The sequence below is a fragment of the Tepidibacter aestuarii genome (assembly GCF_934924865.1).
GTDB classification, from domain to species: domain Bacteria; phylum Bacillota; class Clostridia; order Peptostreptococcales; family Peptostreptococcaceae; genus Tepidibacter_A; species Tepidibacter_A aestuarii.
Map to the genome: position 1 here is coordinate 1,507,872 of NZ_OW235315.1, position 11,900 is coordinate 1,519,771.

The window sequence follows — 11,900 nt, forward strand, 5'->3', positions numbered from 1 at the left end:
AATCTATGGAAACATTGACAGTAAATCTAATCCTTTATTTTCATCTAAATTAAACATAATGTTCATATTTTGAACTGCTTGTCCTGCAGCTCCTTTTATTAGATTATCTATTGCTGATATTATTATTACTTTTTTTGTTCTTTCATCAACTCTTATAGCAATATCACATATATTAGAGCCTTTAACCCATTTTGTTTCTGGAATTTCTTCAATTATTCTTACGAAGGATTCATTTTTATAAAACGAGCTGTATATTTCATATAATTCTTCTTGAGAAATATCTTTTAGTAAATTACCGTAACATGTTGCTAGTATTCCTCTATTCATTGGAACTAAATGAGGAGTAAATAATAAAGAAATATCCTTATAATTTGCATTGGATAAAACCTGTTCTATTTCAGGAGTATGTCTGTGTGATGATACAGAATAAGCCTTTATTGACTCATTACATTCTCCATAAAGAACGGATGTATTTAAAGATCTACCTGCACCTGATACTCCTGATTTAGCATCTATAATTATTGAAGATGAATCAATAATATTAAATTTTAAAAGAGGAGTTAAAGCTAGTATACTTGCAGTCGGATAACATCCAGGATTTGCTATTAAATTAGATTCTTTTATGATATTTCTGTTTAGTTCAGGTAAACCATATACAGATTTGGGTAATAAATTAATAGCTTGATGATCTAGTCCATACCACTTTTTATAAACGTTATGATCTTTTAGCCTGAAATCTGCTCCTAAATCTATAACTTTTACGCCTAAACTTAAAGCTTTTTTTACTAAATCGAATGACTTACCATGGGGTAGGGCAATAAAAAGAATATCTATTTCACTAAGTTTATTTTCTGCTTCTTTTATGTCTACACATATAGATTCTAGGTTTTTACTATAGTTCCCATATATTTTAGAAAAAGAAACACCACTGTAGCTGTGAGAAGATAAAAAATTAATTTTAACATCAGGATGATTATTTAAAAACCAAACTAACTGCTGGCCAGCATATCCTGTTGAGCCTATTACACCTGCTTTTATCACAATATCACCTTCTTTAATGAATTTTTGTATAAAAAAATCTCATCTCTTGATATATCAAGAGACGAGAGAATATTCCCGTGTTACCACTCTAATTGACATGAAAAAAATTCATATCCACTCATTGCCCATTAACGGTGGGGCCGTATTTTCCTACTGCTATTTCGGAAAATATCCTCCATGGCTCTTTTGGGTATAACTATGCTGCTGGACTTCCACCAACTCCAACTCGCTGAAACAATCATTATACTTACTCTCCACTTCATAAGATTTTTTACTATTAAATTTTAATATAAAAAAACTCTCATCTCTTAAATACCAAGAGACGAGAGAATATTCCCGTGTTACCACTCTAATTGATATGAAAAAAATTCATATCCACTCATTGCCCATTAACGGTGGGGCCGTATTTTCCTACTGCTATTTCAGAAAATATCCTCCGTGGCTCTTTTGGGTATAACTGTGTTATTGGACTCACACCAACTCCAACTCGCTGAAACAATTATTATACTTACTCTCCACTTCATAGGATTTTTTGTTTGAAATTAAATTGATGTTGCGTTGAAATCCATTATAGATACTTTTTACTCTAAAGTCAACTATAAAAATAAATTTTTTTATATAATGTTATTTAAAAAAAGCTTGAAAAAAATTCATGTTGACTATTATTTGTAAAATATATATAATCTATTTCAACAACATAGTGAAAAAAAATAATATTCAAAATATTTGTTGACAAATCTAAAATAACAAATTATAATTGATTTTAAAAATAATTCGAAATCGAATTGACTATAAAAAAATATTAAATCCTGTGAAAGGAAGAGTAGATATGGTGATTGTTCCAGCGAGCTAGAGTAGGTGTGAGTCTAGTAACATAACTGTATTGAAGAGAGTCCTGGAGGAGATTTTCTGAAGTAATAGTACGAAAATACGGTGATTCCGTTAAAATCAGATGAGTGAACATAAAATCTTATTTTATGTTAACAAGAGTGGTAACGCGGGTAAGTTCTCGTCTCTTAAATTATAAGAGATGAGAACTTTTTTATTTATACAAAAAAATATTAAATCCTGTGAAAGGAAGAGTAGATATGGTGATTGTTCCAGCGAGCTAGAGTAGGTGTGAGTCTAGTAACATAACTGTATTGAAGAGAGTCCTAGAGGAGATTTTCTGAAGTAATAGTACGAAAATACGGTGATTCCGTTAAAATCATACGAGTGGGCATAAAGCGAAACTTAAATACGTTTATGTCAACAAGAGTGGTAACACGGGGTAACTCTCGTCTCTTAATTATTTAAGAGATGAGAGTTTTTTTATTCAGTTATTGCAATTTTAAAACACAGAATATTCTGAAATGAAGAAGGGGGAGGTAAAAAATGAATGAAAAAAAAGCAGCCTTGCTTATGGAGGCACTGCCTTATATTAAAAAATTTAAAGGTAAAACCTTCGTAATAAAATATGGTGGAAGCATAATGGAAAATGAAAATTCTAAAAAAGCATTTATAGAAGATGTGGCCTTAATGAATCTTGTTGGAATTAACGTGATAATCGTACATGGTGGAGGACCTTACATCTCTAAATTTTTAAATAAGTTAGATGTTGAAAGTAATTTTATAGATGGACTAAGAGTTACAAATAAAGAAACTGTGGAATTAGTTGAAATGATTCTATCATCAAAAATAAATAAGGAAATAGCTTCGAAGTTATGTGCTCATGATATTAGTGCTGTTGGAATTAGTGGAAGAGATTCAAGTTTAATCAAAGCAAAGAAAAAATATATATTTAAAAATAACAAAAAAGTAGATATTGGTCATGTTGGAGAAGTTGTAAGTATCAATGAAAAGCTATTATTAGATTTAATTGAAAATAATCACTTACCAGTAATATCTCCTATTGGATGTGATTTAGAAGGAAATATATATAACGTTAATGCAGATTATGCAGCATCTTCAATAAGCTCTTGTTTAAAAGCTGAAAAACTAATTCTTTTAACAGATGTAAAAGGAATATATAAAGATTTAAATGATGAATCAACTTTTATATCCAGTATAAATACTGAGAAGATAAAAGAATATATAAAATCAGGAATAATTAAAGGAGGGATGATTCCTAAGCTTGAGTGCTGTATTGATGCTCTTGAAAGTGGAACAAAGAATATTCATCTTATAGATGGAAGACGAGAACACAGTCTACTATTAGAAATATTTACAAACGAAGGAATGGGAACAATGATAGAAGGGGGAAATAAAGATGGCAATTAATTTAAAGGGAAGAAGTTTTTTAACATTAAAGGATTTTACACAAAGCGAGATAAAATATCTTTTGAATTTAGCGGGAGATTTAAAGTCTAAGAAAAGATCAGGAATAAAAGGAAATTTATTAGATGGAAAAAATATAGTATTATTATTTGAAAAAACTTCTACTAGAACGAGATGCTCATTTGAAGTTGCAGCATTTGATGAAGGAGGTCATGTTACTTTTTTAGGAGCTAATGACAGTCAAATGGGCAAAAAAGAATCAATAGAAGATACAGCTAAAGTCTTAGGAAGATTTTATGATGGGATAGAATTTAGAGGATTTAAACAGGAATCAGTTGAGATTTTAGCAAAGAACGCTGGTATTCCAGTATGGAATGGACTTACTGATATGTATCATCCAACTCAGATATTAGCTGATTTTTTAACAGTTAAGGAAAATGTAAATAAGCCACTTAATAAAGTTAAATTCATTTATGTCGGAGATGCTAGAAACAATATGGGAAATTCTTTATTAATAGGTGCGGTTAAAATGGGAATGGATTTTGTAGCCCTTGCTCCGAAAAAATTGTGGCCGTGTGAAGAGTTAGTTGATGAAATGAAAGAAATTGCAAAGGAAAATGGCGGAAGTATTACTCTTACAGAGGATGTAAATGAAGTCAAATATGCAGATGTAATATATACAGATGTTTGGGTATCAATGGGAGAAGAAGATCAATTTGAAGAAAGAATCAAACTATTAAAGCCGTATCAAGTTAACATGGATATGATTAATAAAACTGAAAATAAAGATGTGATATTTATGCATTGTTTACCAGCATTTCATGATTTAAATACGAAGGTTGGTAACGAAATATACGAAAAATTTGGATTAAAAGAAATGGAAGTTACAGATGAAGTATTTAGATCAAAACATTCAGTTGTATTTGATGAAGCTGAAAATAGAATGCATACTATTAAAGCTGTAATGGTTGCAACTATAGGAAATATTTAAATAAGATATGGGGGATTAAGTAATGAGCAAAAACAATATAATGAATACTTACTCAAGAGTTGATGTAACCTTTGAAAAAGGGTTAGGTAGTAAGGTCTATGACATAAATGGAAAAGAATATATAGATTTTGTTTCGGGAGTTGCGGTAAATTGTTTGGGACATTCTCATCCAGCTATAATAAAAGCCTTAAATGATCAAAGTAACAACCTTATTCATATCTCAAATTTATATTGGAACAATAAACAATTAAATCTTGCAAAAAAACTATGTGATTATAGCGATCATGATAAAGTATTTTTCTGCAACAGTGGAACAGAAGCAGTAGAAACAGCTATTAAGCTAGCTAGAAAATACGGAATAAATAATGGAACGAGTAAAAAAAATGAAATAATATTCATGGAAAATTCTTTTCATGGAAGAACAATGGGAGCTCTTGCTATAACAGGACAAGAAAAATATCAAAAAGATTTTATGCCTCTTATGAGTGGAGTAAAGAGTAGTAAGTTTAATGATATAGATAGTTTAAAAAATAAAATAGATGAAAATACCTGTGCAGTTATAATTGAACCTATCCAAGGAGAAGGAGGTATAATATCTGTCCAAATAGATTTTTTAAAAGAAGTAAAAAATTTATGTGAAAAATATAATGCTCTCTTAATATTTGATGAAATACAGTGTGGGATAGGTAGAACAGGAAGTTTGTTTGCATATAAGAAATTTGAAGTAATACCTGATGTTATATGCATGGCAAAGGGGTTAGGTGGAGGCTTTCCAATTGGAGCTGTACTTGCAACTCAAAAATCAGCCGATGCATTTGTTCCTGGAGATCATGGAAGTACTTTTGGTGGAAATCCTCTAGGGTGTTCAGTATCATTAGCAGTATTAAATGAACTAATTGATAATGGTGTATTAGACAAAGTAGATGAAAAAAGTGAGTATATCACTAATAAACTTTCAAAATTAAAAGAAAAATATCAAGCTGTAGATAAAATTCAGGGAATGGGATTAATGCTTGGAATAAAGCTAAATATTGATAAAAGCAAATTAATTAGTAAGTGTTTTGAAAAAGGACTTTTATTAGTAGGAGCAGGAGAAAATGTAGTAAGAATACTACCTCCTTTAAATGTTTCTAAAGAAGATATAGATAAATTTTTAGATATATTAGATGAAGCCTTAAATGAACTATGCAATTAATATTAAGTGGGGTGATAAAATGAATGCTATTTTATATTTAGAAGATGGAAGTATATATGAAGGTAAAGCATTTGGGAAAATAGGAACTACTGTCGGAGAACTTGTTTTCAATACTTCTATGACAGGGTATCAGGAGATACTAACTGATCCTTCTTATGCAGGTCAAATAATAAATATGACATATCCTTTAATAGGTAATTACGGAGTTAATAATATTGAGAACGAATCATTAAAAATACATGCAAAAGGATTTATCGTTAAAAATATTTCTAATAATCCTTCAAATTATATGAGTGAAAAAAGTATAGGTGAGATGCTTAAAAGCATGGATATTGTAGGGATTTACGGAGTTGATACAAGAAGTATAACTAAAAAGATAAGAAATTCTGGAGTTTTAAAGTGTGTAATATCTAGTGAGAATTTATCAATTGATGATATAAAAGATATTTTAAATAATACTGAAATCAAAGATGATTGGATGAAAAAGGTGAGTACTAAAGAAATTATTAATATAAAGGGAGATGGTTATAAGGTTGCTGTAGTTGATTTTGGAGTAAAGCAAAATATTATAAATAACTTAAAGCAAAGAGGTTGTGATATAACTATATTTCCATACAACGTATCTTTTGAAGAAGTAATGAGTATAGATCCAGATGGAGTACTTTTAAGCAACGGACCTGGAGATCCTAAAGAGGTTAAAGATGCAATAGAGATGACTAAAGAATTAATGAAAAATATACCTACATTGGGGATATGCCTAGGACATCAGATAATAGCACTAGCAGTTGGTGGAAATACTTATAAAATGAAGTACGGACATAGAGGAGGAAACCATGGGGTATATGATATAGAGAGAGATAAATCATATATAACATCTCAAAACCACGGCTATGCAGTAGACAAAAATAGTATAGAAGATAAAGAGATGATAGTAACTCATATAAATCTAAACGACAATACAGTAGAAGGAATGAAACATAAAAATTATCCAGTATTTTCAGTTCAATATCATCCAGAAGGTTCTCCTGGACCACAGGATTCTTCATATATATTTGATAAATTCATATCTGTATTAGGAGGGGGTAAGTAATGGGGTTAGATAAGAGTATAAAAAAAGTAATTATTATAGGTTCTGGACCCATAGTTATAGGTCAAGCAGCAGAATTTGACTATTCAGGGACTCAAGCTTGTAAAGCTATAAAGGAAGAAGGAATAAGAACAGTTCTTGTTAACTCTAATCCTGCAACTATAATGACCGATATGGATATAGCTGATAAGGTATATATAGAACCTCTTAATATAGAAAGCTTAGAAAATATAATTCAAAAGGAAAAGCCAGATGGAATATTAGCAGGGTTTGGAGGCCAAACAGCTCTCAATATTGCTATGCAGTTACAGGAAAAAGGAATACTTAATAAATATAATGTAAAGTTTTTAGGAACAGATAGTGATACTATAAAAAAAGCAGAAGATAGAGAAGAATTCAAAAAGCTAATGATAGATATAAACCAACCAGTTCCTATGAGTATAATAGCTAATAATATAAAAGAGTGTGAAGAATTCGTTAAAGAATACGGATATCCTGTAATAATAAGACCAGCTTACACACTAGGCGGAACTGGTGGTGGTATTGCTAACAATTACGAAGAACTAATTAATACTTGTGAAAATGGATTAAAAAGCAGTCCAATAAATCAAATACTATTAGAACAAAGTGTAGCTGGATGGAAGGAAATAGAGTATGAAGTAATAAGAGATAAAAAAGATAACTGTATTATTATATGCAACATGGAAAATATAGATCCAGTAGGAGTTCATACAGGAGACAGCATAGTTATAGCTCCATCTCAAACACTAAGAGATAAAGAATATCAAATGTTAAGAACAGCTTCTATAGATATAATAAGAAGTTTAAAAATAGAAGGTGGATGCAATGTACAATTTGCATTAGATCCAGAAAGCTCTAAATATATAGTAATAGAAGTAAACCCTAGAGTAAGTAGATCAAGTGCTCTAGCATCAAAAGCTGCAGGTTATCCAATAGCAAAAATAGCAGCTAAAATTGCAATAGGATATAGTCTTGATGAACTTAAAAATTATGCAACTAAAAATTCTAGTGCATTCTTTGAGCCAAGCCTTGATTATGTAGTAGTTAAAATACCTAAATGGCCATTTGATAAATTTAATAAAGCTGATAAAAAACTTGGAACTCAAATGAAAGCAACAGGAGAAGTTATGGCTATAAGTAGAAGTTTTGAAAATGCTTTATTAAAAGCAGTAAGCTGTCTTGAAGCAAAGTTTACAGGACTTAGAATACCTCATATTATTGATATGAATAAAGATGAGATAATTGAAAAAATAAAAATGAGTGACGATGAAAGAATATTTGCTATAGCTCAAGCATTAAGAATAGGAATAGATATAGAATCTATTTTTGAATTGACAAAAATAGATAAATGGTTCTTATATGGAATTAATAATATAGTTGAAATAGAAAATAAACTAAAACAAGAAACTATAGATGGAAATGTAATTTATGATGCTCAGGCCATGGGATTTACAGATGAAGAAATCTGCGAAATATCAGGAATAAATTTTGAAACTTTAAAGAAAATCAGAAAAGACAACAATATATATCCTGTATATAAAATGGTAGATACCTGTAGTGGAGAATTTGAGTCAACGACTCCATATTACTATTCTTGTTATGATAAAGAAGATGAAAACGAAGTATCTAATAACAAAAAGATAATAGTGTTAGGTTCTGGGCCTATAAGAATAGGTCAGGGTATAGAATTTGATTACTGTTGTGTTCATGGAGTTTGGTCAATAAAAGAAAAAGGATACGAATCTATAATTATAAATAATAATCCCGAAACTGTAAGTACAGATTTTGATATATCAGATAAGCTTTATTTTGAACCTTTATATATAGATGATGTAATGAATGTTATAAATAAAGAAAAACCAGATGGAGTTATAGTTCAGTTTGGAGGGCAGACATCCATAAACTTAACTAAACAACTATCTGAGAAAAAAGTAAATATACTTGGAACTTCATTTGAATCTATAGACTTAGCAGAAGACAGAGGTAAGCTAAGTGATATATTAAAAGATCTAAGTATCCCAACTCCTAAAGGATATGCAGTAACTAATTTAGAAGATGCTTTTAATACAGCAAATAAATTAGGGTATCCTGTAATAGTTAGACCTTCATATGTTATAGGTGGGCGTGCTATGCAGGTAGTTTATGATGATAAGACACTTGAAAATTATATGAATGAAGCTGTAAGTTTAAGTAGTGAACATACAGTATTAATAGATAAGTATGTAAAGGGAACTGAAATTGAAGTAGATGCAATATCTGATGGAGAAGACATATTAATACCTGGAATAATGGAGCATGTTGAAAAAACAGGAGTACACTCAGGAGATAGTATAACTGTATATCCTACTGTAAGTTTATGTGACGAGACTATAGATAAGCTAGTCACTTATACTAAGAAAATAGTTAAAGAACTTAAAATAGTAGGACTTGTTAATATTCAGTATGTATACGATGGAAATGAAGTATATGTTATAGAAGTAAATCCAAGAGCTTCAAGAACAGTACCAATACTTAGTAAGGTAACACAAGTTCCTATGGTAAAATTAGCAGTTGAATCTATGCTTGGAAGTAAGCTAAAAGAACTAGGATATGGAACTGGGCTTTTAGAGAATAAACAATTATATGCAGTGAAAATACCTGTTTTCTCTAGTGAAAAGCTAGCTAATGTTGACGTATATTTAAGTCCTGAAATGAAATCAACTGGAGAGGTATTAGGGGTAGATAAGGATTTGGATAAAGCTGTATATAAAGGATTTAGAGCAGTAAATATAGATATTCCAACTAACGGAGGAATATATGTATCATTAAGTGATGTTAATAAAAAAGAAGCACTTGAAGTTATAAAAAAATACTATAAGCTTGGATTTAAACTATATGCTTCAAAGGGAACTAGCGAGTTTCTTAATAATAACCAAATTTCATGTGAACAAGTAGATTTGGATAAATTAAATGATCTTATATCAAAAGGAGATATAAATATAGTTATAAATACTCCTACAAGCGGAAATAGTCTTGAAAGTGAAGGCTTTAAGCTTAGAAAAAAAGCAACAGAAAGAAAAATACCGATATTTACATCTTTAGATACAGCTAATCTATTTTTAAAAGCTATTAATATAAAGAAAAATGATGAAGAAATAGAGTACGTTTCTTTAGATAATTATTTTGTTTAGTTAAGAAGAATGACAAACGACAATATTTATACAAATATTGTCGTTTATTGTGTTAATTAATATTAATAAAGTAGATAAGAAGAAAGAAGGCTGATATAATATTTTTAGAATATTTATATGAGGAGTTAAGAAATGAAATACTATTTAGCACCAATGGAAGGAATTACCGGATACATATATAGAAATTCGTATGAAAAAATTTTTCATAATATTGATAAATACTTTACACCTTTTATTCCTACAAATGAAAGTAAAAGTCTTAAAACTAAAGAATTAAGAGATGTTTTGCCTGAAAACAATAAAGATATGAATATAGTACCTCAAATAATTACTAATGATTCAGAAGGTTTTGTTAATTTATCTAGAAAATTACAAAGATTAGGCTATAGCGAAGTTAATTTAAATTTAGGATGTCCTGTTGGAACGGTTGTTTCAAAAAATAGAGGTTCGGGATTTCTGGCTAAAAGAGAAGAACTTGATATATTTTTAGATGAAATATTTAAAATAGATGATATGAAAATTTCTATAAAAACTAGAATAGGAAAGAATGGTCAAGAAGAATTTTATGAGCTAATAAAAATTTATAATAAATATCCTATAGAAGAATTAATTATTCACCCTAGAACACAAAAAGATTTTTATGGAAATAAGCCTAATTTAGAAGTATTTAAAGATGCATTGTCTTTAAGTACCAATCCAGTATGTTATAATGGTGATATTTTCACTGTTGATGATTATAATAAATTAACAAAAGCTTTCCCACAAGTAAAAACAGTAATGCTTGGAAGAGGAATACTAGCCAATCCAGGATTAATTAATGAAATTAAAAATAATACTTTTATAGATAAAGAAGTATTAAAATATTTTCATGATGAAATTTTAAATAGATATATAGAATTATTTAATGAAGATAAAAATGCAATATTTAAAATGAAAGAATTATGGAGATATATGATTTATATATTTTCAAATAATAAAAAATATGCTGAAAAAATAAAGAAGTCACAAAAGTTAAGTGATTATAAAGAAGCAGTTTCAAGCTTATTTATGGAGCAGGAAATCATAGAAGGGGCAGGGTTATTTAATAAGTAATATTAACTTTGTTTTATAAGTTGTATACCTAATCATATACTTTTAAGATTAAGCTTAGTTACATAAATTTACAGTTGATTCTCTTATGATAAGATGATATCATATGATTTATCGACGAAAAAATTAAATAATGAGTAAGTCGGATAGTCGCGGATGCCTTTATAGGTAGACGAGGAAAGTCCGAGCTCCATAGAGCAAGGTGCTGGGTAATACCCAGTGGAGGCGACTCTAAGGATAGTGCAACAGAAATAAACCGCCACAATTATCTGTGGTAAGGATGGAAAGGTGAGGTAAGAGCTCACCAGCAGCTAGGTGACTAGTTGGCTATGTAAACCCCACCTGGAGCAAGACCAAGTAGGAACATGAAAAGAGGGCTGCTCGCTCTCGTTCCGTTGGTAGGTCGCTTGAGCCTACTGGCAACAGTAGGCCTAGACAGATGACTATTTAATACAAAACTCGGCTTATAGATTTACTCATTATATTTAAAAATTATTAAAATAACCTCGGGGGCGTAATGGTCTCGACGGGGGTTTGGAACTTAAAGTAGCGAGTCGTGTTTTACTGGTTCACGTAAAAATCAGTACTTAAATATAAACGCAAACGATAATTACGCACTAGCAGCTTAATTAATGCTGCTCGTTCTACTAAGATCACCCGCAATCTTAAGTAGAGCGCCATTTAAGCGGGGAACTGTCTTTAGGATGTCTTGACTGAAGATAGAATAATTAAGACTAGTCTTTTTAAAGCCTGCTGTTAGGCGTTAAAAAAGATGATATAAAAATTAGCAGCTACACTCGTAGAAGCTTTAGGGAAAAAACTTCCGGACAGGGGTTCAATTCCCCTCGTCTCCACCAGTTAATTTACTTTCCAGATTTGGAGAGTTAAGTATATATTTTAAAATTAAGGTCTATCCTATCAGGATAGATTTTTATTTTGTCTACAAATGTCTCTATACCACTTTTCTTTTAAGTATATTATCGCTAGAAAGTAGATCTTTTTTAATTTTAAAATATACTTTATAAATTTTTCCTCATCAAGCCAATCACA

Annotated in this window: 7 protein-coding genes, 2 other RNA genes and 4 other annotated features; of the genes, 8 read left to right on the forward strand and 1 reads right to left on the reverse strand. The window is 30.0% G+C overall.

All coding sequences use genetic code 11. The features are described 5' to 3' along the window. Positions 1-3: 3 nt before the first annotated feature. Positions 4-1,041 carry an N-acetyl-gamma-glutamyl-phosphate reductase gene (gene argC, locus M2214_RS07450; protein ID WP_248484282.1) on the reverse strand — a complete coding sequence of 346 codons (1,038 nt, stop codon included), beginning with the start codon at positions 1,039-1,041 and terminating at the stop codon, positions 4-6. Between the two features lie 54 nt (positions 1,042-1,095). Beyond that, positions 1,096-1,313, reverse strand: a binding site (T-box leader). Between the two features lie 43 nt (positions 1,314-1,356). Next, positions 1,357-1,574, reverse strand: a binding site (T-box leader). A 269-nt stretch (positions 1,575-1,843) separates the two neighbouring features. Next, positions 1,844-2,061 (forward strand) — a binding site (T-box leader). A gap of 41 nt (positions 2,062-2,102) precedes the next feature. After that, positions 2,103-2,329, forward strand: a binding site (T-box leader). Between the two features lie 86 nt (positions 2,330-2,415). On the opposite strand from argC, the gene argB reads away from it, so the two are divergent. The 8 genes from argB (at position 2,416) to ssrA (ending at position 11,707) form a co-directional block, all read left to right on the forward strand. Beyond that, on the forward strand, positions 2,416-3,300 hold the full coding sequence (argB, locus tag M2214_RS07455; protein ID WP_248484284.1) for an acetylglutamate kinase: 885 nt from the start codon (positions 2,416-2,418) through the stop codon (positions 3,298-3,300). Further along, positions 3,290-4,288, forward strand: coding sequence for an ornithine carbamoyltransferase (gene argF / locus M2214_RS07460; protein ID WP_248484286.1), 999 nt, complete (start codon positions 3,290-3,292; stop codon positions 4,286-4,288). The genes argB and argF overlap by 11 nt, the downstream gene beginning before the upstream one ends. A 22-nt stretch (positions 4,289-4,310) precedes the next feature. After that, positions 4,311-5,483: an aspartate aminotransferase family protein gene (locus M2214_RS07465; RefSeq protein ID WP_248484287.1), complete on the forward strand. Its 1,173-nt coding sequence runs from the start codon at positions 4,311-4,313 to the stop codon at positions 5,481-5,483. A gap of 19 nt (positions 5,484-5,502) precedes the next feature. After that, positions 5,503-6,573, forward strand: a complete 1,071-nt coding sequence (carA, locus tag M2214_RS07470; protein WP_248484288.1) for a glutamine-hydrolyzing carbamoyl-phosphate synthase small subunit — start codon at positions 5,503-5,505, stop codon at positions 6,571-6,573. Beyond that, a complete protein-coding gene (carB, locus tag M2214_RS07475; protein ID WP_248484289.1) occupies positions 6,573-9,761 on the forward strand; it encodes a carbamoyl-phosphate synthase (glutamine-hydrolyzing) large subunit in 3,189 nt (1,062 codons plus the stop codon). The genes carA and carB overlap by 1 nt, the downstream gene beginning before the upstream one ends. A 132-nt stretch (positions 9,762-9,893) precedes the next feature. Continuing rightward, positions 9,894-10,853: a tRNA dihydrouridine synthase gene (locus M2214_RS07480; RefSeq protein ID WP_248484290.1), complete on the forward strand. Its 960-nt coding sequence runs from the start codon at positions 9,894-9,896 to the stop codon at positions 10,851-10,853. Positions 10,854-10,984: 131 nt separating this feature from the next. Continuing rightward, positions 10,985-11,333: RNase P RNA component class A (gene rnpB / locus M2214_RS07485), an RNA gene on the forward strand. Positions 11,334-11,358: 25 nt separating this feature from the next. Beyond that, positions 11,359-11,707, forward strand: a transfer-messenger RNA (tmRNA) gene (gene ssrA, locus M2214_RS07490). Positions 11,708-11,900: the final 193 nt, after the last annotated feature.